General features: G+C 72.2%; 28 protein-coding genes. 16 read left to right on the forward strand and 12 right to left on the reverse strand.

Going from position 1 to position 26,782, the window contains the following annotated elements; genetic code table 11:
• Positions 1-310 precede the first annotated feature (310 nt).
• Entirely contained in the window at positions 311-772 is a 462-nt protein-coding gene (locus ETU37_RS18470) for a ribonuclease H family protein (RefSeq protein WP_240755829.1), read from the reverse strand.
• Between the two features lie 198 nt (positions 773-970).
• On the opposite strand from ETU37_RS18470, the gene ETU37_RS18475 reads away from it, so the two are divergent.
• Both ETU37_RS18475 and ETU37_RS18480 read left to right on the forward strand, forming a co-directional pair.
• The gene (locus ETU37_RS18475) at positions 971-2,248 is read left to right on the forward strand and encodes a sensor domain-containing phosphodiesterase (RefSeq protein ID WP_165372602.1); all 1,278 of its coding nucleotides are present in this window, start codon (positions 971-973) and stop codon (positions 2,246-2,248) included.
• Complete coding sequence (locus ETU37_RS18480) at positions 2,245-3,807, forward strand: GGDEF domain-containing protein (RefSeq protein WP_129988830.1); 1,563 nt, start codon at positions 2,245-2,247, stop codon at positions 3,805-3,807. Before ETU37_RS18475 ends, ETU37_RS18480 begins: the two co-directional genes overlap by 4 nt.
• A gap of 36 nt (positions 3,808-3,843) precedes the next feature.
• On the opposite strand, the gene ETU37_RS18485 is transcribed toward ETU37_RS18480, so the two are convergent.
• Positions 3,844-4,596 carry an SDR family NAD(P)-dependent oxidoreductase gene (locus tag ETU37_RS18485; protein ID WP_129988831.1) on the reverse strand — a complete coding sequence of 251 codons (753 nt, stop codon included), beginning with the start codon at positions 4,594-4,596 and terminating at the stop codon, positions 3,844-3,846.
• The gene (locus ETU37_RS18490; protein ID WP_129988832.1) at positions 4,593-5,801 is read right to left on the reverse strand and encodes a cysteine desulfurase-like protein; all 1,209 of its coding nucleotides are present in this window, start codon (positions 5,799-5,801) and stop codon (positions 4,593-4,595) included. Before ETU37_RS18490 ends, ETU37_RS18485 begins: the two co-directional genes overlap by 4 nt.
• 91 nt (positions 5,802-5,892) lie before the next feature.
• On the opposite strand from ETU37_RS18490, the gene ETU37_RS18495 reads away from it, so the two are divergent.
• Entirely contained in the window at positions 5,893-6,288 is a 396-nt protein-coding gene (locus tag ETU37_RS18495; RefSeq protein WP_129988833.1) for a VOC family protein, read from the forward strand.
• A 16-nt stretch (positions 6,289-6,304) separates the two neighbouring features.
• Positions 6,305-6,910 (forward strand): dihydrofolate reductase family protein, encoded by a 606-nt coding sequence (locus ETU37_RS18500; protein WP_129988834.1) that lies wholly within the window; start codon positions 6,305-6,307, stop codon positions 6,908-6,910.
• On the opposite strand, the gene ETU37_RS18505 is transcribed toward ETU37_RS18500, so the two are convergent.
• Positions 6,907-8,439 carry an FAD-dependent monooxygenase gene (locus tag ETU37_RS18505; protein WP_240755830.1) on the reverse strand — a complete coding sequence of 511 codons (1,533 nt, stop codon included), beginning with the start codon at positions 8,437-8,439 and terminating at the stop codon, positions 6,907-6,909. The genes ETU37_RS18500 and ETU37_RS18505 overlap by 4 nt on opposite strands.
• A gap of 148 nt (positions 8,440-8,587) precedes the next feature.
• Between ETU37_RS18505 and ETU37_RS18510 the strand changes: the two genes are divergently transcribed.
• Together ETU37_RS18510 and ETU37_RS18515 are read left to right on the forward strand one after the other, a co-directional pair.
• On the forward strand, positions 8,588-10,063 hold the full coding sequence (locus tag ETU37_RS18510; RefSeq protein ID WP_129988835.1) for a Ppx/GppA phosphatase family protein: 1,476 nt from the start codon (positions 8,588-8,590) through the stop codon (positions 10,061-10,063).
• Positions 10,064-10,133: 70 nt separating this feature from the next.
• Complete coding sequence (locus ETU37_RS18515; RefSeq protein ID WP_129988836.1) at positions 10,134-10,907, forward strand: CYTH domain-containing protein; 774 nt, start codon at positions 10,134-10,136, stop codon at positions 10,905-10,907.
• 38 nt (positions 10,908-10,945) lie between these two features.
• Here the strand turns inward: ETU37_RS18515 and ETU37_RS18520 are convergent, their stop codons facing one another.
• Positions 10,946-12,907, reverse strand: coding sequence for an APC family permease (locus ETU37_RS18520; RefSeq protein WP_206054032.1), 1,962 nt, complete (start codon positions 12,905-12,907; stop codon positions 10,946-10,948).
• 123 nt (positions 12,908-13,030) lie between these two features.
• Here ETU37_RS18520 and ETU37_RS18525 point away from each other — a divergent pair, with 123 nt between their 5' ends.
• The 5 genes from ETU37_RS18525 (at position 13,031) to ETU37_RS18545 (ending at position 16,065) form a co-directional block, all read left to right on the forward strand.
• Positions 13,031-13,393 (forward strand): hypothetical protein, encoded by a 363-nt coding sequence (locus ETU37_RS18525; protein ID WP_129988838.1) that lies wholly within the window; start codon positions 13,031-13,033, stop codon positions 13,391-13,393.
• Between the two features lie 74 nt (positions 13,394-13,467).
• Complete coding sequence (locus ETU37_RS18530) at positions 13,468-14,541, forward strand: sensor histidine kinase (protein ID WP_206054033.1); 1,074 nt, start codon at positions 13,468-13,470, stop codon at positions 14,539-14,541.
• A complete protein-coding gene (locus ETU37_RS18535) occupies positions 14,538-15,212 on the forward strand; it encodes a response regulator (RefSeq protein WP_129988839.1) in 675 nt (224 codons plus the stop codon). Before ETU37_RS18530 ends, ETU37_RS18535 begins: the two co-directional genes overlap by 4 nt.
• A 70-nt stretch (positions 15,213-15,282) precedes the next feature.
• Positions 15,283-15,615 (forward strand): hypothetical protein, encoded by a 333-nt coding sequence (locus tag ETU37_RS18540; RefSeq protein WP_129988840.1) that lies wholly within the window; start codon positions 15,283-15,285, stop codon positions 15,613-15,615.
• 63 nt (positions 15,616-15,678) lie between these two features.
• Positions 15,679-16,065 (forward strand): DUF1622 domain-containing protein, encoded by a 387-nt coding sequence (locus ETU37_RS18545; RefSeq protein ID WP_240755831.1) that lies wholly within the window; start codon positions 15,679-15,681, stop codon positions 16,063-16,065.
• A 23-nt stretch (positions 16,066-16,088) separates the two neighbouring features.
• Here the strand turns inward: ETU37_RS18545 and ETU37_RS18550 are convergent, their stop codons facing one another.
• Complete coding sequence (locus tag ETU37_RS18550; RefSeq protein ID WP_165372603.1) at positions 16,089-17,102, reverse strand: phosphotransferase family protein; 1,014 nt, start codon at positions 17,100-17,102, stop codon at positions 16,089-16,091.
• A 99-nt stretch (positions 17,103-17,201) separates the two neighbouring features.
• On the opposite strand from ETU37_RS18550, the gene ETU37_RS18555 reads away from it, so the two are divergent.
• On the forward strand, positions 17,202-17,642 hold the full coding sequence (locus ETU37_RS18555) for a VOC family protein (protein ID WP_129988842.1): 441 nt from the start codon (positions 17,202-17,204) through the stop codon (positions 17,640-17,642).
• Positions 17,643-17,671: 29 nt separating this feature from the next.
• Here ETU37_RS18555 and ETU37_RS18560 read toward each other — a convergent pair whose 3' ends face one another.
• Both ETU37_RS18560 and ETU37_RS18565 read right to left on the reverse strand, forming a co-directional pair.
• Entirely contained in the window at positions 17,672-18,862 is a 1,191-nt protein-coding gene (locus ETU37_RS18560; protein ID WP_129988843.1) for a fatty acid desaturase family protein, read from the reverse strand.
• Between the two features lie 29 nt (positions 18,863-18,891).
• Positions 18,892-19,974, reverse strand: a complete 1,083-nt coding sequence (locus ETU37_RS18565) for a ferredoxin reductase (RefSeq protein ID WP_129988844.1) — start codon at positions 19,972-19,974, stop codon at positions 18,892-18,894.
• A gap of 82 nt (positions 19,975-20,056) precedes the next feature.
• Between ETU37_RS18565 and ETU37_RS18570 the strand changes: the two genes are divergently transcribed.
• Together ETU37_RS18570 and ETU37_RS18575 are read left to right on the forward strand one after the other, a co-directional pair.
• The gene (locus ETU37_RS18570) at positions 20,057-21,325 is read left to right on the forward strand and encodes a PucR family transcriptional regulator (protein ID WP_129988845.1); all 1,269 of its coding nucleotides are present in this window, start codon (positions 20,057-20,059) and stop codon (positions 21,323-21,325) included.
• Between the two features lie 17 nt (positions 21,326-21,342).
• Positions 21,343-21,729 carry an MmcQ/YjbR family DNA-binding protein gene (locus ETU37_RS18575; protein WP_206054034.1) on the forward strand — a complete coding sequence of 129 codons (387 nt, stop codon included), beginning with the start codon at positions 21,343-21,345 and terminating at the stop codon, positions 21,727-21,729.
• Position 21,730: 1 nt separating this feature from the next.
• On the opposite strand, the gene ETU37_RS18580 is transcribed toward ETU37_RS18575, so the two are convergent.
• Positions 21,731-22,264: a hypothetical protein gene (locus tag ETU37_RS18580; RefSeq protein ID WP_129988846.1), complete on the reverse strand. Its 534-nt coding sequence runs from the start codon at positions 22,262-22,264 to the stop codon at positions 21,731-21,733.
• Between the two features lie 155 nt (positions 22,265-22,419).
• Between ETU37_RS18580 and ETU37_RS18585 the strand changes: the two genes are divergently transcribed.
• Positions 22,420-22,887: a methyltransferase family protein gene (locus ETU37_RS18585; RefSeq protein WP_129988847.1), complete on the forward strand. Its 468-nt coding sequence runs from the start codon at positions 22,420-22,422 to the stop codon at positions 22,885-22,887.
• 34 nt (positions 22,888-22,921) lie between these two features.
• On the opposite strand, the gene ETU37_RS18590 is transcribed toward ETU37_RS18585, so the two are convergent.
• The 3 genes from ETU37_RS18590 to ETU37_RS18600 are packed head-to-tail and all read right to left on the reverse strand — an operon-like array spanning position 22,922 to position 26,240.
• Positions 22,922-23,827: an MEDS domain-containing protein gene (locus ETU37_RS18590; protein ID WP_129988848.1), complete on the reverse strand. Its 906-nt coding sequence runs from the start codon at positions 23,825-23,827 to the stop codon at positions 22,922-22,924.
• Positions 23,824-24,681: an MEDS domain-containing protein gene (locus ETU37_RS18595; RefSeq protein ID WP_129988849.1), complete on the reverse strand. Its 858-nt coding sequence runs from the start codon at positions 24,679-24,681 to the stop codon at positions 23,824-23,826. Before ETU37_RS18595 ends, ETU37_RS18590 begins: the two co-directional genes overlap by 4 nt.
• A gap of 59 nt (positions 24,682-24,740) precedes the next feature.
• Positions 24,741-26,240 carry a carboxylesterase/lipase family protein gene (locus ETU37_RS18600; protein WP_129988850.1) on the reverse strand — a complete coding sequence of 500 codons (1,500 nt, stop codon included), beginning with the start codon at positions 26,238-26,240 and terminating at the stop codon, positions 24,741-24,743.
• A gap of 184 nt (positions 26,241-26,424) precedes the next feature.
• Between ETU37_RS18600 and ETU37_RS18605 the strand changes: the two genes are divergently transcribed.
• Positions 26,425-26,778, forward strand: a complete 354-nt coding sequence (locus tag ETU37_RS18605; RefSeq protein WP_129988851.1) for a cupin domain-containing protein — start codon at positions 26,425-26,427, stop codon at positions 26,776-26,778.
• Positions 26,779-26,782: the final 4 nt, after the last annotated feature.

A 26,782-nucleotide genomic window follows, 5' to 3' on the forward strand; every position in this document is an offset into this window, starting at 1 on the left:
CCACCGCATCCCACACCGGGTGCACTCGTAGCCGCAGGGGCACGGCGCGTTCGGGCAGTCCGGGATGTCGATCGCCCAGATCGTGCCGCGGTGGTCGCACTCCATGCTCGGTCTCGTTCCACCCCCGTGGCAACGGAAAGGCTGGCCCGCTCCGTCGGCGCGGGGGACGTCGAGGAGCGGAGCCAGATCTCGACGCAGCCGCATGGGAGGCGTTGCCCCGAGACAGCGGAGAGCCTAGATGTTGAGCAGCCGCGTTGTCCGCGGAACAGGCGTGATCATGACGACGCGTCGGCGGACGCCGCCTGCTGGGTCAAGGACGGCGGCAGGCCGCGACGGCGAGCTGGTCGACGAAGTCGTTCATCGCGTGCCCGGAGTGGCCCTTGACCCAGTGGAACGCGACGTCGCCACGCGCCACGACCATCTCGACGAGCGGCTCCCACAGGTCGCGGTTGGCGACCGGCTTCCGTTGCGAGCTCAGCCAGCCGCGGTCGAGCCAGCCCGCCCACCAGCGGTCGCGGAAGCAGTTGACGACGTACGTCGAGTCGCTGACGACGACCAACGGCCCGCGCAGCGCGGTCACCGCCTCGAGCGCGGCCCTGATCTCCATGCGCTGGTTGGTGCTCGGCGATTCCGAGCCCGTCGCGAACGTCTCGCGGTCGATCGCCCACGCCCAGCCGCCGGGGCCGGGGTTCCCGGCGCACGCGCCGTCGGTGTAGACGTGCACGGCGCCCTCGGGTGCGGGCATCGGGTCCTTCGGTGTGCGGCGTGGCATCGGGTTCCTCATCGGGACGGCAACGGCGCACCGTAGCAGGCCGGCAGATCCGCTCCGCAAAACCCTTCAGGCCGCAACCGTCCCTTCCGATACTCGTGCCGATGGGCTGTGTCGAATCGGGTCGGGGCTGAGATGTGGGGTCTGAATGAGCGGGCGTCGGAGCTCGCGTTGGGCCTGTCGTCGGCTACCTGTCTGGCGTTGTTCGTCCTCGCCGTGACGCACCCGGCGCCGTCGGACAGCCTGGTCGCGGGCGGGATCGTCGTGTTCACGCTCCTGGTCGTCGGGATCGCGTGGGTCGCGCGCATCGGGCTCCTCGAGCGGGCGACCGTCCAGGCCCTGCGTCGGCAGTCCGAGGCGACGGCGGCCACGAGTGGCGGATGGGTGTATGCGATCGACCCGGAGGGCACATTCGTCTACGTCAGCGAGGCGAGCGTCGACTTCATCGGCTACGAGCCGCACGAGCTGGTCGGTCGCGACGCCCGCACGCTGCTGACCCCCACCGATGCGCCGCACGTGGACACGCGGGTCGGCGACGTCCCCCAGCACGTCAGCGTCACGGTCGTCCGGGGACGACACCGCGACGGCCGCGACCTCTGGTTCGAGGTGACGGTCGCCCCTGTCTTCGCCGGCGACGGCCGGAGCGTGGTGGGGTTCGGGGGCACCGCGCGGCTCGTCACCGACGAGAAGCATCCTGCCGTCGTCCGCGAGCTGCACCGGCGCGGGGCGGCCGAGCTGCTGCTCACGGAGGACCTCACCGTGGCGTTCCAGCCGATCGTCGAGCTGGTCTCCGGTCGTGTCGTGGGCGTGGAGGCCCTCAGCCGGTTCCGGTCCCGGCCGGGCGTCGGTCCCGACGTCGTGTTCGCCGAGGCGTGGAACGCCGGGCTGGGGCTCGAGCTCGAGCTGCTCGCCGTACGCCGCAGTCTCGAGGAGGCGCGGCTGCTCGACCCCGGGTTGTACGTCGCCGTCAACGTGTCCCCGAGCGTGCTGGCGAACCCCGCCCTCACCGACGCGCTCAAGGCCTGTGGCCTCGACCTGCGGCGCGTGGTCATCGAGGTGACCGAGCACGCGTCCGTCACCGACTACTCGATCCTGGAGCGTCCGCGGCAGCGGCTGCGCGACCTCGGCGTCCGCCTGGCCATCGACGACGCCGGGGCCGGCTACTCCTCGCTGCGGCACATCGTGTCCCTGTCGCCCGACATCATCAAGATCGACCGTGCGCTGGTGGCCGACGTCGACAAGGACCGCGCCCGGCGCGCGCTGGTCATGGCCGTGGTCGTCTACGCGCTGGAGATCGGGACGACCATGGTCGTCGCCGAGGGGGTCGAGACCCGCGCCGAGATGACGACGCTGATGTCCCTGGGCGTCGACGCCGCGCAGGGGTACCTCACCGGCCGCCCGACGACCTCGCACGCCGACTGGTTCGGCTGGCGGGCGGAGTCGCCGGCCGTCGTCGCGCCGGAGGTGCCGGGCCGATGACGACCCAGACCCCGACCGGGCCCGAGGCCGCCGACCTGGCGGTCCGGCTCGCCGAGATCGAGCGCCTCGTCCGCTACGGACCGCACGAGGCGCTCGACCGCTCCCGCGAGCTGCTGGCGACCGACGCGCTGTCGCCGGACGACGTCGCCTACCAGCGTCTGCTCCTGGCGAAGGCCTCCGCGCAGGCACGCATCGGCGAGACGGCCGACGGCGGCCGCTTGATGCGTGAGGTGAAGGCGTGGGCCGAGGAGCGCGGGGAGTCCGAGCTGCTGGCCATGGCGCATCGACGGCTATCCACGTTGTTCCGCCGGATCGGCGACCCCGCCCTGATGCTCGAGCACGCCGTGGCCGCCGTGGAGCTGCTCGACGCCGACACCGCGGTCGAGCTGCGTGGCGACCACCTCCTCGGGCTCGCCGATGCGCTGGGGGCCGGCGGCGAGTTCGACAGCTCGCTGCGTCGCTACGCCGAGGCAGCGGAGCTGGCCAACGCCGGGGACGACCAGTACCTGCGCAACGCCGTCCTCAACAACCTCGCCTACACCCAGTACGAAGCGGGCCTCGCCGACGAGGCCGTGGCGACCGCGGAGCGACTCCTCCAGCAGCTCGCCGCGGCCGGCCAGCCGCTCATGAGCCACAACGCCGACACCGTGGCACGGGCCTACATGGCCGTGGGCCGGTACGACGACGCGGCAGCGGCCGTCGAGCCGCTGTGCGCGGTGCCTGAGCGGGGTGAGGACTGCGACGGACTCGTCATGGCGCTGCTGACCCTGGCCGAGGCCAAGCGGCTCGCCCTGGACCTTCGCGCCGCGAACGCAGCGTTGGATCGCGCTGTCGGCCTGATCGACCAGTACGCCCTCGACGGCGTTCGCTCCGAGGCGATGCGCGAGCGCGCGGAGCTGCTGGCGGCCGAGGGGGAGTACCAGGCGGCCTACGCGGAGTTCAAGGCCTTCCACGACGCCGACGTCCAGCTCCGGGCACTCGAGCGCGACGGACGCGCCCGCACCCTGGCCGCCGTCTTCGAGGCCACGGAGGCACAGCGCAGCCGCGACTTCTTCCGGGAGCTGTCCGTGCGCGACCCGCTCACGGGGCTCCACAACCGCCGTCACCTCGACGCGATCCTCGCCGAGCTGCTGGACCCGGTCGGTGGCGCCGACGTCCTGACGGTGGCCATCGTCGACCTCGACCACTTCAAGCGGGTCAACGACACCTTCTCCCACGCGGTGGGCGACACCGTGCTGCAGAAGGTCGCCGGCCTCCTCGCCGACGTCGCCCTGCTCGACGACGGCGGCGTCGCGGCCCGGCTCGGCGGGGAGGAGTTCGTCCTCGTCCTGCCCGGCGTGTCCGGGCTCACCGCGGCCCGGCGGGCCGACGCACTGCGACGCACCATCGGCACGCATCCGTGGCACCGGGTCGCCGCCGGGCTCTCCGTGACGACCAGCATCGGCGTCGCGTCGTTCCCCGCCGACGGCAGCACCACGCACGAGCTGCTCGCCGTGGCCGACCACAACCTGTACCGGGCCAAGCGGGCCGGGCGGGACCGGGTCGTCAGCGGCGGCTGACCCCGCACCCCGCCGACGGTCGGGCCCTGCCCGGCGTCAGCTCCGCAGGTACGACGCGCCGTTCACGTCGATGATCGTGCCCGTCGAGAAGCGCGCCTCCGGCGAGGCCAGCCACAGCACCGCGGCGGCGACCTCCTCGGGTCGGGCCACGCGGCCGAACGGCGACTGCGCGCGCACGGCGTCGCCGCCGGGGCCGTCGAGGATCTCGCGCGCCATCTCCGTCTGCACGAAGCCCGGTGCGACGGTGCCGACCGTGATGCCCTCGGGCGCGAGGGCGATCGCCAGCGACTGGCCGAAGGCGTTCATCCCGGCCTTCGAGGCGCCGTAGGCGGGGTTGTTCGGCTCGCCGCGGAACGCGCCCCGGCTCGACACGTTGACGATCGCGCCGCCTCCGGCCGCGCGCAGGTGGGGGATCGCGCAGTACGCCGCGTTGGCCGCTCCGACCAGGTTGGTGGCGAGCGTCTGCGACCAGGCCGTCTGCCACTCGTCGTACGACGTGGACAGCGGCGGGTGGGCGAGGAAGACACCGGCGTTGTTGACCAGCACGTCGAGCCGACCGAGCCGCGCGGCCGCGGAGTCGACGGCCCGGCCCACGGCGTCCGCGTCGGCCAGGTCGGCCTGCACGGTGACGTGGCCGTCGCCGGGCAACGACGAGGCGACGTCCTCGGCGAGCATGGCGGACGATCCGTAGTGCACCGCGACCCGGTCGCCCTGCGTGGCGAAGGCACGGGCGATCGCCGCACCGATGCCGCGCGAGCCACCGGTCACCAGCACGCCACGTGCGGTCACTTCGCGACCTCCGCGACACCGGCGAGCAGCCGCTCGACGTCGTCGGCGCTGGTGTACGGCGCCAGCCCCGCCCGCACGGCACCGGTGTCGCCCAGGCCGAGCCACCGCGACGCCTCGAGCGCGTAGAAGCTGCTGGCCGGCGCGTTGACCCCGACGGACGCGAGGTGCTCGTAGACGGCCCGGTCGTCGCAACCGTCCACCGAGAAGAACACCGTCGGCGTGCGCCGCTCCGGGGACCCGTGCAGCACGACGCCGTCGATGCTCCGCAGTCCCTCCAGCAGCCGCGCCAGCAGACGGTCCTCGTGCTCCTCGACCGCCCGCATCGACTCCAGCACCCGGGTGCGGCGGTCGTCGGCGCCGGCGCCGTCGGAGGCGAGCCCGGCGATGTAGTCGATCGCGGCCGTGGTGCCCGCGAGCAGCTCGTAGGGCAGCGTGCCGAGCTCGAACCGCTCCGGCACCACGTCGGTCGACGGCAGCAGCTTGTCCACGCGCCCCCGCGCCCACTGCTCGGGCGCGGCGACGACGAGGCCGTGGTGCGGCCCGAAGAACTTGTAGGGCGAGCACGCGTAGAAGTCGGCGCCCAGCGCCGCGACGTCGACCGGGGCGTGCGGAGTCAGGTGCACCCCGTCGACGTACAGCAGGGCGCCCACCGCGTGCACAGCCTCCGCGATCGCGGGGACGTCCGGTCGGGTGCCCAGCACGTTGGACGCGCCGGTGACCGCGACCAGCCGGGTCCGGGCGCTCAGCTCCGCCCGCACGTCGTCGACGGTCAGCTCCGCGGTCAGCCGGTCGAACCCGACCCACCGCAGCGTCGCGCCGGCGGCCTCGGCGGCCTGCACCCACGGCCGGACGTTCCCGTCGTGGTCGAGCCGGGTGACCACGACCTCGTCGCCAGGCCCCCACTCCTTGGCGAGCGCCCGCGACACGTCGTACGTCGCCTGCGTCATCGACCGGGCGAACACCACGCCGCTCGCGTCGCAGCCGAGAAGGTCCGCGACCGCTCGCCGAGCGCCGGCCACGACGTCCTCCGCGCGTCGCTCGGCCGCGGTCACGGAGCCGCGGTTCGAGATGCCGGACGTCATCGTCTCCGCGACCGCCTCGCCCACCTGCCGCGGCACCTGGGTGCCGCCGGGGCCGTCGAAGAAGGCGACGCCCTGGTCGAGGGCGGGGAAGTCCTTGCGGATGCGCTCGAGGTCGAAGGTCATGGCGACATCATGCTCGCCGGGCCCGAACCGCACGCTCGGGCGTGGCCCCGGGCTCCGCGCGGCGACAGAATCGACCCGAAGGAGGTCCGCCATGTCCGTCCAGCTCAACCACACGATCGTCCACGCCCGTGACAAGCACGAGACCGCTCGACACCTCGTCGAGATCCTCGGCCTCCCCGACCCGACGACGTACGGACCGTTCGTCGTCGTCCAGGTCGGCAACGACGTCTCGCTCGACGTCGCCGACGACCACGGGACGCCCCACCCGCAGCACTACGCGTTCCTGGTCACCGAGGCGGAGTTCGACCAGATCCACGGACGGATCCAGGAGCGCGGCCTGGAGTGGTGGGCCGACCCGTTCCACCGCCGGCCGCGGGAGGTCAACGACAACGACGGCGGCCGCGGGGTCTACTGGAACGACCCGAACGGGCACAGCCTGGAGATCCTGACGGTGCCCTACGGCGGCTGGCCGTCCGGCCGGCGCTGAGACGAGGAGGGGCCGCATGGGTGAGCTGCACGTCAACATGAACATCACGCTCGACGGCGTGATCCAGGCCAACGGTGGCCCGAGCGAGCAGGATGCGGGCTTCGAGTACGCCGGCTGGGAGCGCCCGTTCTGGGATGCGGAGTCCGGCGAGCAGATCAACGCGGACGTGGCGGCATCCGACGCTCTGCTGCTGGGTCGCACGACGTACGACATCTTCCGCGGCTACTGGCCGGGCAAGACCGACGAGATCGGGCGGACCTTCGACCGGGTCCCCAAGTACGTCGCCTCCCGCGGCACGCCCGAGCTGTCCTGGGACACCAGCATCCAGGTCAGCGACGTGGGTGCCGAGGTCCGGGAGCTGCGCGAACGGCACGAGCAGGTCCACACGTGGGGTAGCGCGAACCTGCTGCAGACCCTGTTCCGCGAGGCCCTGGTCGACCAGGTGAACCTCTGGGTCTGTCCGGTCGTGATCGGGCAGGGCAAGAGGCTGTTTCCCGAGGGCGCGACCGCCGCCCGTTTCGAGCAGGTCGAGCCGCCGAAGTCGTATCCGGCCGGGGTCGTCCTGATGCGCTATCGATGCCTCGACGGGCCTCCCGAGACGGTGGCCGCGGCCGGCGCCTAGACCGAGGAGGCGCCGAACCAGGTGGACAGCGCCTGCCGCAGTGCCGGTAGGGCGGTCGCGCCGGGCTCGTCGACGGCGGCGGCCCAGGCGATGAGGCCGTCCGGCCGGACCAGGAGCACGTCGGCGGGCCGCTCGTCGACCGTCGCGGTGACGACGTCGACGCGGTCCGGCCACAAGCCGGCCGGCTCCCGCAGGTCCGTCCGTGCCGCGAGGTCGAGCAGGACCGCGCGGCCCGACCGGAGCAGCCCGGCGACCCGAGGATCCCGGTGCTCCACGCGCAGCGCCTGGTCGGTCGCGAACGCGCCGACGAGCGGGTGCGCCTCGGAGGACGGAGCGCCCACGTCGGTGCCGGCCATGAGCGCACCGAGGCGGAGCAGTGGCTGCTCGTCGCCGGCCAGCTCGAGGAACAGCGCCCGCAGGGCGTCGCCGGTCGGGCCGTGCGCGCGGCGCAGCGCGACCTGCGCGCGCGTGTGGAGCAGCGTGCGCTCGGCGGCGGCGCGACGTTCGGCGGTGTAGGTGTCGAGCAGCCCGGGTGGCGCCCAGCCCTGGACGCTGCCGGCGAGCTTCCACGCCAGGTTGGCCGCGTCGAGCATCCCGGCGTTGACCGCGACGCCGCCCGCGGGGAACAGGTGCGCCGCATCGCCGGCCAGGAAAACGCGGCCGTCCCGGTAGCTGTCGGCCTGCTTCGCCGAGTACCCGAACCGCGTCATCCGGAGCGGCTCTCCCAGCGGCAGGTCGATACCGAGGACGCGGTGCACGCTTGCGCTCAGCTCCTCGACGGACATGGGCACGTCGTCGTCGTACTCGGTCGCCTCCACCTCGGCGGTGTAGACGCCGATGGTGCCGCCCATGCCGGAGCACGCGAACACACCGTGCTCGGTCGCGGTGTAGCCGAACGGGATCGTGCCGACTCCACGGACGTCGAGGCCGCCGTCGTCGAGCAGCGTCACCCCCTCGGGGACGGTGACCGAGGCCAGCCGCTCGATCTCGGGGAAGGCCGTGCCGGGGAACGGGATCCCGGCCAGGTCGCGGACCCGGCTCCGGCCGCCGTCGCAGCCGACCACGAAGCGCGTGGCCACCGGGTACGGCCCGTCCGTGCCGCGCACCTCGACGGTCACCGTCTCGTCGTCTTCCTGCCGCAGGCCGACGACCTCGTGCCCGCGTCGTACCTCGGCGCCACGGTCGACGGCGCGTTCGGCGAGGAGCTGTTCGAGACGCGGCTGCGGGAGCAGCACGGCGCGCATCGGCGAGTCGTTCAGCCGGGTGAAGTCCAGGTGCAGCCCCCCGAACGGGAACCGAGGAGCCGGCTCGGGACCGGCCTTCGCCGCGTGGAACCGGTCCAGCTCGCCCCGGTGGTGCAGCAGCTGCAGGATCTGTCCCGCGAGGCCGCCGGCCTTAGCGACCTCGGAGGGTTCCGGGCGCCGTTCCAGCAGCAGCGTTCGTACGCCGACCCGGGCGAGCTCACCCGCCAGCATGAGACCGGTCGGACCGGCGCCCACCACGACCACGTCCACGTCCACGTCGGTCACCGGTCACATCCCCCGTGCTTCTCGACTACGTCCACCTCGGCCGTCGATTGTGGGGGAGCACCGGGGTCTTGCCGCAAGCCCCCTCCTGCCGTATACGTTGAAAGTGAAGGGCATCGAGCCCTGGCAGGCCGTGGTGAGGGGGCCGTCGATGACGGAGATCGTGCCTCGCTGGGAGTGGCGAAGCTTCGGTGACCTCGACTGGGCGTTCGCCGGGTTGACACCGCACGACGTTCTGGAGAGCACCGAGGTGTACCTCGTCTCGGCGGCCGGCGCCGACGTGGTGAAGGTGCGCTACGAGCTCATGGACGTCAAGCACCTGCTGCAGACCGACGACAACGGGCTGGAGCAGTGGACCCCGGTCGTGAAGGCGCCCTTCCCGCTCGGCGAGGCGGACGCCCGTGCCGTGGCCGGTGCCGTCGGCGTGGCCGCCGAGACGCTGACCGGCGCGCCGTACCCGCAGGACGACCTGCTCGCGCAGCTCGCGGTGCCCGGCTCGGGCGTGGTCGCCGTCGAGGTCGCCAAGAGACGGCAGCGGTACGACGTCGACGGGTGCGCGGCGGAGCTCACCGAGGTGCGCACGCCGTACGGGTCGACCGGCACGGTCGCGATCGAGGACGAGGACGCGGACCTCGTGATGCGGACGGTCCGGGGGCTGGGTCTCGGGGGCCGGCCGAACGTAAACTTCCTGCGTGGTCTCAGGGCCCTGCTCGGGCTCCCGGCGGACCGCGTCGCCGTCATCGACGTCGGCACGAACTCGGTGAAGTTCCACGTCGGTGAGCGCACGGACGACGGCTGGCGGGCCGTCGTCGACCGCGCCGAGATCACGCGCCTGGGCGAAGGGCTGCAGGAGGGCGGCGGCCTCCAGCCCGAGCCGATGGCGCGCACCGTCGAGGCGATCAGCGACATGGCCGACGAGGCGTGCCGGCAGCGCGTCGCCGCGATCGCCGCGGTGGGGACGGCGGGGCTGCGGATGGCCTCCAACGGCGCCGACTTCGTCGCCGGCGTGCGCAAGCGCTGCGGGGTCGACATCGACGTCATCTCGGGGGAGGACGAGGCGCGGCTCGCCTACCGGGCCGCCACCGAGGGGCTCGGAGCCAGCGGGGCACGGGTCGTCTTCGACACCGGTGGGGGCAGCTCCCAGTTCACCTTCGGTAACGGCGACGAGGTGGTCGAGCGGTTCAGCGTCCCCGTGGGCGCCGTGCGGTTCACGGAGAGGTACGGGCTGGACGCGACCGTGTCCGAGGCCGTGCTGGCCGAGGCACTGGACGCGATCGCCGGAGACCTCTCGCGTCTGGACGGCCGGCCGACACCCGAGCTGGTCGTCGGTCTCGGCGGCGCGGTGACGAACCTCGCGGCGGTCATGCACGGCCTGACCCGGTACGACCCGGACGTCATCCAGGGCACCGTCCTCGAGCGCGACGAGATCGACCGGCAGATCGAGCTCTACCGCACGCGGGACGCCGAGCAGCGTCGTTCGATCGACGGCCTCCAGCCGCAGCGCGCCGAGGTCATCCTCGCCGGTGCCTGCGTGGTCCGCACGATCCTCGCCAAGCTGGCGGTGGACTCGTTCAGGGTGAGCGACCGGGGGCTCCGCCACGGGGTGCTGGCCGAGCGGTTCGGCTAGTCAGAACGGGCTCTAGGCCGAGCCGCCGTCGTGCTCCACGATGGAGCCAACGCCGGTGATGGGAGTTCTCGTGACGACGACGCCGATGCCATCCGGGCTGGTGCCCGACGAGCTGCAGCGAATGGTGGGGCTGGTCAACCAGTCCGACAGCATCGAGCTGAAGCTGACTCTTCCGGCCTCGGCCTACCGGCTGGCGGCGAAGGCGCTGGAGATCGATCCGCTGGAGGCGCAGATCCGGCAGGTGTTCTTCTTCGACACCCCGGACCTGGCCCTGAACCGCGCCGGCGTGGTGACGCGCGCCCGCCGTGTGCAGGGGCGCGACAGCGACTCGGTCGTCAAGCTGCGTCCGGTGATCCCGTCCGACCTCCCGCAGAAGTACCGCAGCTCCCCGAACTTCAACGTCGAGGTCGACGCGATGCCGGGCGGTTACGTCTGCTCCGGCACGATGAAGTCGATGCTGCCGCCGACGGCCGTCCAGCCGTCGATCCTCGGCAAGCGGCCCATCAGCAAGCTCTTCTCCAAGGAGCAGCGCTCGTTCTTCACGACCTACGCTCCGGAGGGCCTCGCCATCGACGACCTGTCGATCCTCGGGCCCATCTTCGTGCTCAAGCTCAAGCTTCGCCCGAAGGGCTACCCACGCCGCCTGGTCGTCGAGATGTGGCTGTACCCCGACGGCGCGCGGGTGGTAGAGCTGTCCACCAAGTGCCTTCCCGGCCAAGGCCTTCAGGTCGCCGTGGAGACGCGGGAGTACCTCGCGGGCAAGGGCATTCCTCTCTCCGGGGAGCAGCAGACCAAGACCAGGACCGCGCTGGAGTTCTTCGCTGCGGAGCTGAGCGCCGGCTGATGCACTGAGCGCCGTCGAGGAACAAACATCTCGGCCGGTCAGCCGGCGTGGACGTGGGGACGCCGCTCGCGCCGGGGCTCGGCGCGTCGGAGAACCTCGCGGGTGATCGGGGCGACCTCGCCCGCGCCGAACAGGAGGAAGCGGAGCAGGTGGACGAGCGGGTTGCCCTCGGTCCACTCGAAGTAGATGTGCGGGCGGACGCCCGTGCGGTCCCGGATGTCGAGCAGCAAGGAGGCGACGGTGTTGGGAACGGAGGCGCCGGTGACGGTGAGGACCCGGTACTCGTCGTGCATCACCTCGCCGTGCACCTCGATGTGGCTCTCGAAGTCCGAGTAGTCACCGACGGTGACCTCGACGAAGATGATGTCGCCGGCGTTGGGCAGGTCGTGGTCGTCGACGATCTGCCGCACCTTCTCCCGGTACTCCCCGACGTCGCGGGTGTCGGGCTCGTTCGCGACCAGCCGGATCGAGCGCCGCGCACAGTCGCGGAGGAACGCGTCCGCACGGGCGTCGTACACGATCTCCGTGGTGCGCAGCTCGAAGGCGCGGGCGAGCCTGGACAGCAGCGAGATCGCCATGATCGCCGCGATGAAGCAGGCGCCGATCTGGACCCCGTCGGGGCGTTCACGGACGTTCTCGAGGGTGGTGTAGGTGAGCACCAGGCCGATCACCGCGTAGACGACGGTCAGCCGGCGCTGGCCCGCCCGGCGTGCGGCCAGGGTGACGGCGACGGCGGCGGAGGTCATGAGCACCAGCACGCCGGTGGCGTAGGCGCCGCCCTGGGCGTCGACGTCGGCGTCGAAGATCCAGGTGATCAGGAGGGCGACGCCGGTCAGGACCAGGACGAGCGGTCGCACCGCGCCGGCCCACTCCGGTGACATGCCGTAGCGGGGCAGGTAACGAGGGACCAGGTTCAGCATCCCGGCCATCGCCGACGCGCCGGCGAACCACAGGATGAGGACGGTGGAGACGTCGTACAGGGTGCCGAAGGCGTTGCCCAGGTACAGGTGGGCCAGGTAGGCCAGTGCCCGGCCGTTGGCGGAGCCGCCCTCCTCGAACTGCTCGGGCGGGATCAGCAGGGTGGTGACCAGGCTGGAGGCGATCAGGTAGACGCTCATCGTGCAGGCGGCGACCGTCAGCATCCTCTTGGTGTTGCGGATCTTCGCCACCGGACGCTGCGGGTCGTCGGCCGGGTCGCCCTGCACGTGGCTCATCACGGCGACGCCGGTCTCGAACCCCGACATGCCCAGCGCGAGCTTGGGGAAGAGCGTCAACGAGATCGCGATCATCATCGCGACGCTGCCGTGCTGGGTGGTGAGGGCGGTGGTCCAGTCGGCGACCAGGTGCCCCTCGCTGATCACGTGGGCGGCGGCGGCCACGATCACCACGGCGTTGAGGACGAGGTAGCTGCCGACGAGCACGACGGCGACGCCGATCGCCTCCGTGAAGCCCTTGAGGAAGACGGCTCCGAGCAGGGTCACGAGGCCGAACGTGATCCACAGCTCCTGGCCGTGCAGGAACGCGGGGACGTGCGGGTTCTCGACCACGTGCGCGCTGGCGTCGGCCGCGGAGAGCGTGATCGTGATGATGAAGTCGGTGAGCGCGAAGCCGAGGAGCACCAGCACGAACAGCTTCCCGCGCCAGAAGGGGAGCAGCCGTTCGAGCATGGCGATGGAGCCCTGCCCGTGCGGGCTCTCGTAGGCCACGCGGCGATACACAGGAAGTGCTCCGAACAGCGTGAGAAGCACGAGCGTGACCGTGGCGAGCGGGCTGAGCAGCCCGGCTGCCAGGAAGGCGATGCCCGGCTGGTAGCCGAGGGTGGAGAAGTAGTCGACGCCGGTCAGGCACATCACCTTCCACCACGGCTCGGGCTTGTGGCCGGCGTGCTCGACGGCGTGCGGCCCGGCGTGGCGCGCGGTCTCGGTGCGGTCGAAGAGCCATTCACGCAGGCGCGTGCCCGGCGTGTCAGGCGTGTCGAGTGGCTGGAGGTCGAGGCTCACTCCTCCCATACAACCGCCCGTTTCCGCCGTCCGGGGGCGGGCTAACAACTCCCTAACAAGGCCGTCGCGCACCTGTGAGGACCGCGCACGGATCGGCGCGAAGACTGTCAGGATCCCGTCAGGATGGACCCACGACCGGCGGTGGTGGCGTTGGCTGATGCCGTGGCCCATCAGGCGATCACGGACGAAGCGGGGATCCGCTTCGGCATCGACGTCGGCGCGCTGTTCGCGCTGACGGCCGTCGTCGTGGCCGGCGACCTCCGGGGCGGGTACGGCGTCCTGCTGCTGCTCCTGGCCACGACCGTGCTCGCGGGTGCGCTGGACGGGCCGTACGCGCTGCTGCTGGGTCTTGCCGGGTGGAGCTTCGCGACGGGCTTCGCGGTCAACACGTTCGCCGTCCTCACGGTCGCGCCGCTCGACCTGCTCCGGATGGCGGTGTTCGTGGTCATGGCCGTGGCCGTGCACAGGTCGGGAGGCTCGCCATGAGCACCGACCGGGGGGTGGCGGGGGAGAGAATGGGACTGCCCCGGCACGCGGGTGCCGAGACGACTGGAGGAACGATGGTCCGCGGCAGCCTCAGCGCCCGACGGCGCCGCTACGGCTACCTCCTCGCCGTCGTGGGTGCTGCCGCCCTCGTGGTCGTGCTCGTCCCGTTGCGCGGTCGGCTCGACCTGGCGAGCGAGGCGTTGCTGTTCCTGCTGCTGGTCGTCACCACCGCCATCCTCGGCGGGCTCGGGCCCGCGCTCCTCGCGGGTGGGCTCGGCGCGCTGCTGCTGAACTTCTTCTTCACCAAGCCGTTCCACACCTTCCGGATCCACGAGGCCAGCGACATCGTCGCCGTCCTCGTCTTCGCGGCGGTGGCCGTCATGGTCAGCTGGGTCGTCGACCTCGCCTCCCGGCGCGCCGAGGCGGTGCGGGAGGCAGCGGAGCTCGAGGCCGGCAACCGGCTGCGCACGGCGCTCCTGGCCGCCGTCGGTCACGACCTGCGCACCCCTTTGGCCGCCGCCAAGGCAGCGGTCTCGGGCCTCCGCAGCCGCGACGTGACGCTCACCGAGGACGACCGGCGGGAGCTGCTCGAGACCGCCGACGAGTCCCTCGACCGGTTGGCCGCGCTGGTCGAGAACCTGCTGGACCTGAGCCGCCTCCAGGCCGGTGCGCTTCCCGTCCGCACCCAGCCGGTGGCGGTCGACGACGTCATCGCCCGGGCGCTGGACGACCCCGGGGTCGAGCCGCGCACCGTCGTGCTCGACGTGCCGGAACAGCTGCCGGACGTCGTGGCCGACCCGGGCCTCCTCGAGCGGGTGATCGTCAACGTGGTCGCCAACGCCCAGCGCTGTGCGCCCCCGCCGGCGCTGCTCACCGCCGTCGCGGCCGACGGCCGGGTCGACCTCCGCGTGGTCGACACCGGTCCCGGCATCGTCGCGGCCGACCGGGACCGGGTGTTCGTGCCCTTCCAGCGGCTCGGGGACAGCGGCACCGGGGGACTGGGGCTCGGCCTGGCGCTGTCGCGTGGTCTGGTCGAGGCGATGGCGGGCAGCTTGACGCTCGACGAGACGCCCGGCGGTGGGCTGACCCTGGTGATCTCGCTGCCCGCCGTACCGGTGGCAGCCCCGGCGGAGGCCCCGAGGTCATGACCCGCGTCCTGGTCGTCGACGACGAGCCGCAGATCGTCCGGGCGCTCGCCATCAACCTGCGCGCCCGAGGCTACGAGGTCTGCACCGCCCGCGACGGCGGCGAAGCGCTCCAGGTCGCGGCCGCACGTCTGCCGGACGTCGTCATCCTCGACCTCGGCCTTCCCCGCCTCGACGGCATCGACGTGATCGGCGGGCTCCGAGGCTGGACCAACATGCCGATCCTGGTGCTGTCGGGACGCAGCGACAGCATGCACAAGGTCGACGCCCTCGACGCCGGGGCCGACGACTACGTGACCAAGCCCTTCGGCATGGACGAGCTGATGGCGCGGCTGCGTGCCATGCTCCGTCGCAACACGGGGGCCGAGTCGACGCCTGCTGTCGAGTTCGGCGACGTACGGGTCGACCTCGCCGCCACCCGTGTGACGGTGAACGGCGAGGAGGTCCGCCTCACGCCGACCGAGTGGCGCCTGCTCGAGGCGCTCGTGCGGCACCCGGGCAAGCTGCGCAGCCAGCGTCAGCTGCTGACCGAGGTCTGGGGCCCCGGCTACGAGACGGCGCAGGGGAACCTGCGCCTGTACATGGCCCAGCTGCGTCGGAAGCTCGAGGTCGACCCCGCCCGGCCGCGCTTCTTCCTGACCGATCCCGGCCTCGGCTACCGCTTCCAGCCGTGAGCCCACGGCTCGCGTGGACGGGCGGCATATTCGCTTGCCGGGCCAGATGAGTCGTTGAGAGCCTCCCGGTATGCCGTCCGGCACCGAAGGTCCACCGTTCGACCAGTTCCTCGCCACCGCCGAGGCCGTGGCTCGGGCGCGACCGGAGGTGGACGCCGAGATGGCTCGCGAGGTGTTCCTCGAGGCGGCGACCCTCCTGCACAACGGCCTCGCCCTCGACGGCCTGGACGAGCACGACGCGGCGGCTGTCGTCGCCGGACTGTGCGTCGACCTCGTCGCGCCGGACCCGGGTGCCGCGGTGCGCGCGCGGTCCCGAGCAGTGCTGGAGGACCCCGGCGACCTGCACGAGCCGGGGGACGTGTCCGCGGCCTACCTCGTCGCGGCGCGGATCCTGCAGCTCTGACCGCCGGGTCACTAGGTCACGTGGGGGATGCTCGGGGCGACCTCTGCGTGCCACGCTCGGACGGTGAGGGAGATCGGCTTCGACGAGACGATGGAAGCGGTCGTGCGCGGCTTCGAGTGGGGCGGCGTGGCCATCCTCGTCGTGGGGTCACTGGCCGCGTTCGTCTCGGCCGCTCGTTCGTACCGGCTCATCGGCGGTCGCCGGGCCTATGAGAAGGCGCGTCGGGACGTCGGCCGGGCGATCCTGCTGGGGCTGGAGTTCCTGATCATCGCCGACATCGTCATGACGATCACCGTCGATCCCACGCTCGAGAGCGCGGTCGCGCTGGGGGTCATCGTGCTCGTCCGGACCTTCCTGAGCTTCTCGCTCGAGATCGAGCTCGAGGGCTCCCTTCCCTGGCGGCGCAGTGCCGCCGGCGCCGACACTGCGGAGGCGGCCCCGGCGGACTGAGCGGGCGTCGGGCGCGGTCGCGTTCAGACGAGGCCGGTCTCCAGGGCCAGCTCCGCCTGGTGCAGCCACCACGGCAGGGCCGCGCGTTCCCGTTCGCGCACGGCCGGGTCGGGGTGCTCGACGATGTCGAGGGCCTTGTTCCAGCCCAGCCACGTGAGGCCGGAGAGAAGGCCGATCCGCAGGGCCGTCGGGTCGTGTGCCGGGCCGGCGGCCTCGCGCTGCAGCGCGACGAGGTCGTCGAGACGGGCCGTGATCGTGGAGCTCTCCGCGCCCTCGGCCACCGGGCCGAACAGGTGCGCGCACCCGGCCAGCAGCCGGCCGACGTCGAGCTCGGCGGGACCGACCGTGGCGAGCCCCCAGTCGATCAGGGTGAGGCATCCGGGACGGGCTGGTTCGAAGGCCATGTTCACCGTGGCGAGGTCCCCGTGCAGCAGCGTCGTCGGGAGGTCCAGGCAGGCCGCCGTGAGGGGCGCGGTGTCCTGGGCCAGGGCGAGCACCCGCTGCCCGACCTCGCCCGGTGCGACTTCGGGCCAGTACTCCCACCCGCGCAGGGCGAAGTCCACGAGGGGTGCGCCCGCGAGCGGTCGGATCCGTCGCGGCTCGAACATGGCGAGGACCGTGCCGAGCGGGGTGAGGCCGTCGGGTGCCGTGCCGAGGAACGTCGCGTGCAGGTCGGCGCCGGCGCGGAACATCGTCCGTGCCTGTTCCGGGGTGACGACGGACCTCCAGGTGAGCACGGCGTCGCCGAGGTCGCGCATGACCAGCACGCCGCGACCGTCCTCGTCGTACCACGCGTCGATCACGGGGTGCAGCACGCTCGGCGGCAGCCAGTCGAGGACGCCGCGCTCGAAGATCTCCACCTCGCGGCCGCGGGTGTCGAGGGACAGCCGCATCACCAGGTCGACGGACGGGTCGAAGCGCTTGACGACCACACGCGAACCGTCGGCGAGCCGAACGCGCTCCAACGTCGCCCCGGAACGCCCATCGTCATTGACCGGGGCGCGGTCCACGGCGCCCTCCAGGAGCGCACGGTTCATACCCGCCATCGTGCGCCCCGGTCGTGGGGCATGTCGAGATCGCCGCGGCGGCGTCGTCCCAGATGCACACGACCGGATCGACGTTGGAGGATGGCAGCCATGTCACGGATCAAGAACTTCGACCACGTCGGGATCACCGTCGCGGACCTCGACGCGGCGACGGCGTTCTTCGTCGGGCTGGGTCTCGAGGTGGAGGGCCGTACGTTCGTGGAGGGCGACTTCCTGGACACCGTCAGCGGTATCCCGGACTCGCGGACGGAGGTCGTCATGCTGCGACCTCCCGGTGGCGGGACCCGGCTCGAGCTCGCGAGCTTCGTCCGGCCCGACCACCTGCCCGGCTCGCCCGCCGCGATGGCCAACGAGGTGGGCCTGCGCAACGTGTGCTTCGAGATCACCGACCTGCAGGGGACGGTCGACCGCCTGGCCGCGGACGGGTACGGCCTGGTCGGCGGCATCGGCCGGCACGAGGACAGCTGGCTCATGGCCTACGTCCGCGGGCCCGAAGGGATCGTTGTCTCGCTGGCCGAGAGGATCGGCTGAGGCGCGTCTGACGGTCGCCCCGCGCTGCGTCACGCAGCAGCGACTCCGGTGCTGCCGTCGCCCTCGCCCGGCACGGACGCGTCCGTGTCGGCCGGGCCGCGCAGGCCGAGGCGGCGGGCCACGTCCTCGGCGTACCCGTTGGGCAGCGACAGCCGGATCACCTTCCACCAGGCCGAGGCGACCTGCTTGGGCAGCGGGCCGGTCGTGTAGCGCAGGCCGTAGTCGTCGAACAGCTCGCGCACCTTGGGCGCGATCTCCTGGTAGCGGTTGCTGGGCAGGTCGGGGAACAGGTGGTGCTCGATCTGGTACGAGAGGTTGCCGGTCATGAGGTGCATGGCCTTGCCGCCGGAGATGTTGGCGGAGCCGAGCATCTGGCGCAGGTACCACTCGCCTCGGGTCTCGCCCTCGATCGAGCGCCGCTCGAAGGTCTCGACGCCGTCGGGGAAGTGGCCGCACATGATCACCGAGTTGGTCCAGAGGTTGCGGACCAGGTTGGCGGCCGCGTTGGCGCCCGCGGTGGGGAGGAACGCGGGTCCGGACAGCAGCGGGTGCACGACGTAGTCCTTGGTGACCTGCTTGCGGATCTTCTTCAGCACCTGCCGGGTCTTGGCCTTGAACTCCGGGCTCTTGCGGCGCTTCTCCGAGCGCAGGTTGCGGCCGAGCTCGAGGTCGTACGCCGCGATGCCGTACTCGAAGAAGCAGGCGTTGATGAAGCTCCACAGGGGCTGCCCGAGGTGCATCGGGTGCCAGCGCTGGTCCTCGTCGACGCGCATGATGCCGTAGCCGAGGTCGTTGTCGCGGCCGATGACGTTGGTGTAGGTGTGGTGCAGCTCGTTGTGCGAGTGCTTCCACTGCTCCGACGGCGACGCGTTGTCCCACTCCCACGTGGTGGAGTGGATCTTGGGGTCACGCATCCAGTCCCACTGGCCGTGCATGACGTTGTGGCCGATCTCCATGTTCTCGAGGATCTTGGCCACCGAGAGGCCGGCCGTGCCGGCGACCCACGCGGGCGGGAACAGCGAGACCAGCAGGACGGCGCGGCTGGAGAGCTCGAGCGAGCGCTGCACCTTGATGACCCGGCGGATGTACGCCGCGTCGCGGGCGCCGCGCGACCCGACGACCTCGGCACGGATGGCGTCGAGCCGGCGGCCGATCTCCTCGATGTCCTCGGCGCTCAGGTGCGCGATCGGGTTGTCGGTCTTCTTCTGCAGGGCAGTCATGTGGATCTCCTCGGTGTGTGGGAGGTGCGTCAGAGGTCGAGGTGGCAGGCGCCGGCCGCGGCCGACACGCAGGTCTGGACGACGACTCCGTCGCCCGGGGCGGCCGTCGTGAGGTCACCGGAGCGCAGGTCGCGCACGATGCCCTCGCGGAGCGGGAGGACGCAGGAGAAGCAGACGCCGATGCGGCAACCGGACGGCATCAGCACGCCCGCGTCCTCGCCCGCGTCGAGCAGGGACGTCGCGCCGTCGACGTCGACGGTCGGGCCGGACTCGCCGTACCGGACGGTGCCGCCCTCTCCCGGCTCGACGAGCGCGGTCTTGAATCGCTCGGTGTGCAGGCGGTCGGTGAGACCGCGGTCGGCCCACTCCTTCTCGATCGTGTCGAGCAGGCCGGCCGGTCCGCAGGCCCAGGTCTCACGCTGGGCGAGGTCGGGCACGAGAGAGACGAGTGCGTCGACGTCGAGCCGGCCGTGGGTGTCGGTGTGCTGCTCGACGAGCCGCAGCCGTCCGTGCTCGGCGAGCTCGCGCAGCTCGGCTCCGAAGATGACGTCGTCCGCACTCGACTCCGAGTGGACGAGCACGACGTCGTCGAGGCGGTCGAGACCGGCGCGGAGCATGCCCATGACCGGCGTGATCCCGCTGCCGCCGGTGATGAACAGGACCTTTGCCGGGGCGGGGTCGGGCAGCACGAAGTCGCCGAGCGCCTGGTCGAGGTGGACGAGCTGGCCGGGCCGGAGCTCCTGCGCGAGGTGCAGGCTCACCAGTCCGTCGGGAACCGCCTTGGCGGTGATGGAGAGCAGGCCGTCGCGGGGCCCCTCGGCCTCCGGTGGCGAGGTGAGGGAGTACGAGCGCCAGAGCCGGACGCCGTCGACGTCGAGCCCGATCCGGACGTACTGACCGGGTCGGTGCCCCCGCCAGGCCGCCCCGGGGCGGAGCACGACGGTGACCGCGTCCGCCGTCTCGGGGCGGACCTCGACCACGCGGGCACGCAGGTCGGCTCCACGCCGCAGCGGGTGGAACATGTCGAGGTAGTCCGCCGGGTCCCGGGGCGAGGCCATCGCCTCCGCCACCGACCAGAGCCGGCGACGCAGGCCCTTCCGCGTGGTGCTCATACCTTCATGATCCTGGCTTCGTGGAGTAGGTTCATGACCCTCAGGCGTGAATATCGCGCCGGAAATTGTTCGGAGAGAACAAATGTCGCACACGTCGTCCGAGCGCCGCCGGGCCGCCACCGAGGACGCCTCCCGGCTGGCACTGAGCGAGGTCGTCGTCGACCGGCTCCGGGCCCGGGTGAGCGAGGTCGCCACGCACACCGTGAACGCGATCACGGTCGAGGTCCCGGCGTACCGCAACGCGCTCGCGGGCCCGATGGGCGCCAGGATCACGTCGGCGGTCGAGCTCGCGCTCGGGGGGTTCCTGCGGTTGGCCGGGCCCGCCCGGCAGCGTGGCCAGGCCGCCGGCGCCCCGATGACGCCCGCGCTCGACGGGGCGTACGAGCTCGGTCGTGGCGAGGCGCGCAGCGGTCGCACGATGGACGCGCTGCTGGCGGCCTACCGGGTCGGCGCGCGCGAGGCGTGGCGCGAGTTCTCCCGGGTCGCCGTCGAGCAGGGGCTCGCGTCCGACGACATGGCGCGGTTCGCCGAGCTCGTGTTCGCCTACATCGACGAGCTCTCCGCGGCGAGCGCCGCCGGCCACGCCGACGAGCTCGCCACCACGGGCCGGGTGCGCGACCGCTACCTCACCCGGCTCGCCCTCAGCGTGCTGCGCGGCGACCCACCGGACCGCCTGCTCGACCGGGCGCAGCGCGCCGGGTGGGAGCCGCCCCGCTCGCTGGCGGCGGTCGTGCTGCCGACCGAGCAGGCGTCCCGGGCGATGACCGGCCTCGACGAGCGCACCCTGCGGGCCGACGAGGACCTGCCGGAGACGCTGGACGACGAGCAGGCCAGCTCGGTGCTGCTGGTCGCCGACGCCGACGGGGTGCGGCGCGGTGCCGCCGTCGCCGCGCTGCGCGGGCTCGACGCGTACGTCGGTCCGGCCCGGCCGTGGTCCGACGCGCGGTCGTCGTACCTCCGGGCGCTGCGAGCACGTCGGCTCGGTCTCGCCGCTGAAGGTGGTGGCACCTGCGACACGGACGACCACCTGGCGGAGCTGGTGGTCGGGGCCGACCAGACGGCCCTGGCTGACCTCCGCGCCCAGGTGCTCGCCCCGCTCGGCGACCTCCGGCCAGCGTCCGCGGAGCGGCTCGCCGAGACCCTGCGGGCCTGGCTGCTGCACCAGGGCCGGCGCGACGACGTCGCGGCGGCCCTGCACGTGCATCCCCAGACCGTCCGCTACCGGATGACCCAGCTGCGCGAGCTGTACGGCGCGCGGCTCGACGACCCCGCGCAGGTCGCCGCCCTCGTGATCGCCCTCGGCACCACGCCCGCGCACGGGCGCCCCGGGATTCCCGACACGAGCCGGTGACGTGGCAGTCTCCTGCTGTGGCCGACCGACCCGACGTACCTGACTGGATGGTGCGGCGCATCGGACGGGTGCTGAACGCCCTGCCGGAGTGTCGGGAGGAGTCCGCGTGGGTCGGCACCCGGTGGCGGGTGCGTGACGCGACCGTGGCGCACGTCTTCGGGGGAGAGGACCTGCTGTTCCGGGTGACCTTCCGGGCCGAGCAGGACGAGGTGATGGCGCTCCAGCACCTGGGCGACCCCTACTTCCGGGCGAGCTGGGGGCGCAACGTGGTCGGGCTGCTGCTCGACGACGGCACGGACTGGGAGGAGCTGCGCGAGCTGCTCACCGACTCCTACTGCCTCCAGGCGCCGAACCACCTCGCCGAGCTCGTGCCGCGCCCGCCGCAGCAGACGCCCGACACCTGAGTCAGACCAGGGAGGTGAGGATCGGGGGGCGTCCACCCGAGCAGTCGCAGTCCTCCGTCGCGATGAAGCTCCATACGTACCAGCGCCGTGTGCAGGTGCACTTGGGCCTCGGTTTCGCTGCTGCCGCCTCGGTCCCGCCGGCCGTCTGCTCGACGCCGGAGTCGTCGTCGGACTCGAAGACGATCTCACCCGCACCGACTCGCGGATCGAGCACGCGCAGCGTTCCTCGGCCCGAGAAGATGACCTGTCCCTGCCGCGTCTCCTTGCTGCAGGCGTACTCGTCGTCGGAGAGCCGGGTGATGTAGTCGCGGATGAGGCGCTGTCGGAGCACGTAGACCCCCATGAGGGTCTTCTGCCCGACAGGCAGGCGGTAGATGGTCTCGCGCCCAGCCGGTGAGTCGGCCACGGCGACCGGGATGTACAGCGCCGGCGACCCGAAGAACGATGCCGGGATGGCGACGTCGATGTTGAGCAGCTTCGCGTCCTTGGACAGCTCGCGGGGAATGGCCTCGTCGAGCGGTCGATCCTCGTTCATGGTCCTACCTCCCATGTCTGAAAGGCGGCGGCCCCGGGATTCCCCCGCTGTGCTCGTCAACGACGCTAGTCGTACAGGGATCTGTCATTCCATGGGCAATCGACACCATTCGGGGTGGCCCGGCGGCGCCACGGACACCGCGACAATGAGGCGTGATGACCAGTTCCTCGGACACGGTCGCGTTCCGGCTCTGGCCGCCGGTCGCGATCGGCGGGCCCCTGCTCGTGGGGTGGGTCGCCACGTCGCGGTGGGGCGACCCGGTCGACCTCGGCGGCTGGCGGGTCCCGCTCGGCTGGGCGCTGGTGCTGCTGTTCGTCGCGTGGAACGGCTGGTCGCTGTGGCTGTTCGGCCGCCACGAGACCGGGCTGCTGCCGGGGCAGCCGACGCGCGTCATGATCGCGGAGGGGCCCTACCGCCTGTCCCGGAACCCGCTGTACGTCGGGCTGCTCGCGCTCAACCTCGGGCTGGCGCTGCTGATCCCCACGTTCTGGGTGCTCGTGCTGTTCCCGGTCGCGGTGCTGCTCGCGGACTGGGGCGCGGTCCGGCCCGAGGAGCGGTTCCTGCACGAGCGCTTCGGTGCGCCGTACGACGACTACAGGCGGCGGGTGCGCCGGTGGCTGTGACGTCACTTGCGCGGGTGCCGCGGTGCGCGACCGCTCAGGCCCGATACTCGAGCCGCACGGTCGTGCCGCGACCGGAGGGATCGGCCGCGATCGTCAGGTAGTCGCACAGCTGTCGCGCCAGCCAGAGTCCGTGACCGCCCGGCGCGGGGTTCCCGGAGAAGGGGGAGTCGACGCCCGCGTAGGGATCGGCGATCCCGCGACCGCGGTCGGAGATGACACACAGCCAGGAGTCGTCGCCGCGGTGAAGCCGGACACCAACCGGTGGGTCACCGTGCTCGAACCCGTTGGTGGCGACCTCGTTGGCGGCGTAAGCGAGGTCCTTCGGCGCCGGTGCCATGCCCGCCCGGAGCCGACGGAGGTCTCCGACGTCCGTGAGCAGGTCGCCGTAGACGACGGGCGCGCTCTCGAGAGCGTCCGGTCCGTCGGGCTCGGCCAGAGCGGCCAGCACCTCGGCCCGTCGGACGCCGCCGGCCCCGACCCCGGACGGGGTGACCACACGCTCGTGAGTGGCGCGCGCGTGCTCGACCAGGTCGGGAGCCACGGTGCGGGTGTCGTACTGGCACAGCGAGAGAAGGCGGTACGGCGCGAGCGCACGGTCGACCAGCGCCTCGTAGATCATCCAGGCACGGCGGGTCCGCGGGGCGTTGCCGAACGGGACGGGCCCGGTGACCCGGAGGCCGTGTCCGGTGAAGGCCTCGCGATCCAGCATCCGCTGGAACGAGGCGAGGGCGCGCATGGGCTTGTCGTAGAGCTGCTCCTGCGGCATGAAGCTGATCCGTGGGTCGTCGTCCCAGGTCTTCCGCAGCACCCCCATCCCCTGCTCGTCGCCGAGCACGAGCACCGGGTCGCCGACCATGAGACCCTGCTCGATCAGGTCGTGCGTACCCGCGACCAGCTCGTCGTCGCTGCCGAAGACCAGGGCGTCGTGGCGCACGCTCATCGCGACTCGCCGCCTGTCACGACCAGGTTGGTCAGGGCGTGCCAGCCGGTGACGCGCAACATGTGCTGGATCCTCGTGGCGGGCTCGACGAGGACCACCCTGCGACCGGGGTTCGTCTGCGCGATCTCGGCCAGCAGGCGCAACCCGCCGACGTCGACGTACGACGTCGCGGACAGGTCGACGAGGAGGTCACCGGCGGCGATCCGGGCGGCCTGCGCGAGCGCGCCACCGAACGCGGCGCGGTTCGACAGGTCGACCTGGCCGGACACGCGCAGCCCGGCGCCGCCGTCGAGGTGGCCGATCGCCAGGATGTCGTCGCGGTAGACCTCGGCCGCCGGCACCACCTGCCCGACGTGCTCGGCCTCTACCTGCAGGAGGAAGTCGGTGTCGTGGCGCCGTCGGTCGTACAGGCACAGGCCGATCACGGGATTCCCGGCGATCAGCTCGTCCCCGAGCCGCTCCCTGGCGACCATCTCGGCCGGAGTCTCGAGGCCGTACAGCACGTCGACCTCCGCGGCCATCCTGGCCACGGCGAACCCCCGCGCCGCTCGCTCGTCCAGAACCAGTGCCAGCCGCCTCAGGGCGTCGCCGAGTCGGGCGTCGTGGTCGCCGTCGGCGACCGTGATCACGCGGATCCGGCCGCGCTCGATCGCCTCGCCGGCGGCGATCCCGTCGTCCTCGAGGTAGTCGCCGACTGTCTGCGCCTCCGAGCCGCTCACCAGGATGACCAGCTCCCGAGCCGCGAGCCCGGCGCGGACGAAGCCGCAGATCGCGGTGTGGAGCTCATGCTCGTCGCCGTACACCTGGCAGAGATGCTGGCCCACGCGCGCGGCGTCCATCGACTCGATCAGCACCGGACCCACCTCGTCACGCTCGGAGCGTCAGCGTAACGCCGCCGTCCGTGCGCGTGGGGTCACCGGATGCCTCGCCACACGTTGCGTTCCCAGGACCGGGGGTCGTCGACCACCTCCGGCGTCACGTCGAAGCGCATCGTGGCCCGGCGGGCCAGGTCGTACCGCGGCCAGCCGGGGTCGCCGCTCGCCGCGAAGGAGACCCATGCGCCGTGCATCGTGTCGGCGAGCGCCTGCGGCGCCTCTGTGCCCCCGAGCAGCAGCTGGAAGAGCGGGACGTCCTTGCGCAGCTGGTCGAACACGAACGGCACCTCGACGGCGTGCACGGCGCCGAGCCCCGGGACGGCCCAGGCGAACTCGTACATGTACGTCGCCGCCGGCGCGGCCGCGTGCGCGTCGGCGAGGCGCAGTGCGGGGATGCGCACCCACCAGTCGGTCTTCACCGCCGCCAGCAGGTCGCCAGGGGAGGCCAGGGGATACCGCTCCCGGTAGGCGGTCAGCGCCGCGTCGGCGGGCAGGCCGTAGGAGGCGAGAGCGAAGTGACCCCGCTCCGCGACGGAGCCGGCGAGTGCCTCGTCGGTGACCTGGTCGATGGCGCCCATGAAGGCCATGAAGACCCGCCAGTCGTCGACGTTGGTGCCGACGAGCAGGTCCACGTCGGCGGAAGCGCCCGCCGCGATCCGGTCGATCGGGACGCCGGGCAGGACGTCGCCGTCGAGAACCGGCTCCCACGGCATCGTGTTGACGATCGCCGGCCCGAGCTGCTCCGGGATGGACCCGGCCAGCAGCTCGGCGTCGATCTCGGCCTGCGCGCGCAGCAGCTCCTCCACGGGGCGGGCGGCGATGGCGTCGCGCGTGGGTGGCACGCCGAGCTTCTCCGCGAGGTAGTGGCCGACCCGCAGCGCGATCCCGGGCGGCGACACGTGATGGGCGGCGCCGCTCTGCAGGATCGCCCGCCGGAACAGGCCGTCGGCCCGGGGCATGGAGAGCAGCGTCCCGATGCTCATCGCCCCCGCCGACTCCCCGAAGACGGTGACGTCGGCCGGATCACCCCCGAACCAGGCGATGTTGTCGCGCACCCACTCCAGTGCCGCGACCTGGTCGAGCAGGCCCAGGTTGGCGATCCCGTCGTTGAGGTAGAGGAACCCGTCGGCGCCGACGCGCCAGTTGAACACGACGCAGACGACTCCGTCGCGGGCGAAGGAGCTGCCGTCGTACGACGATGTGGAGCTGAACTCGAACTGACCGCCCTGGATCCACACCATCACCGGCAGCCCGGCCGCGTGGGGGTCGGGAGTCCAGACGTTCAGGTTCAGGTACTCCTCGCCCGTCACCCCCGAGTCCCAGTCGGTCCCGGCGCCCCCCGGGGGAGCCACCTGAGGAGGTGTCGCCCCGTAGTCGGTCGCGTCGCGCACCCCGCTCCACGGCCGGACTGGCTGCGGCGGTCGGAGCCGGTTCGGGTCGGACAACGGGGCGGCGAACGGGATCCCGAAGAACCCGCACACCCCGTCGCTGACCCTGCCGCGCACCTCACCGTGGATGGTCTTCGTCGAGGGTTCCACGCAGACCACGTTCCGACCGTTCGGGAGCCGGCTGAAGGGGCGAAGGTCCCACGCGTCGCGATGGGCCCAGGCCCCAGATGACCCTCCTGTGTCTTGCCGGCGTTCTCCACCGGGAGCACCGTGGGTTCAGGCGGCCGTCGATCCCGCGGCCTCCCCGTCACTGCGCGCTCCACCGGAGGGCCTCATGTCCGACACGCACAGCATCGACGCTCCGCACGAGCGTCGCCCCTTCAAGGACCACGGCCACATGGACGTGGTCACGCTCGGCGACTTCACCCTCGGCCGCGGCGTCTTCGAGCCGGGCTGGCGCTGGTCGGACGACGTGAAACCGATCGCGAAAACCGACTCCTGCCAGACGCACCACACCGGCATCTGCCTGGCTGGCCGGATGACCATCCGGTTCGACGACGGCAACGAGATCACCGTCGGCCCCGGTGACGTGGTCGATCTCGACCCCGGGCACGACGCCTGGACCGTGGGCGACGAGGCCTGCGTCGTGATCGACACCGGGGTCGCGGCCTACGCCAAGCCCGCCTGACCGC

Source organism: Nocardioides iriomotensis, assembly GCF_004168035.1.
GTDB lineage: Bacteria > Actinomycetota > Actinomycetes > Propionibacteriales > Nocardioidaceae > Nocardioides_B > Nocardioides_B iriomotensis.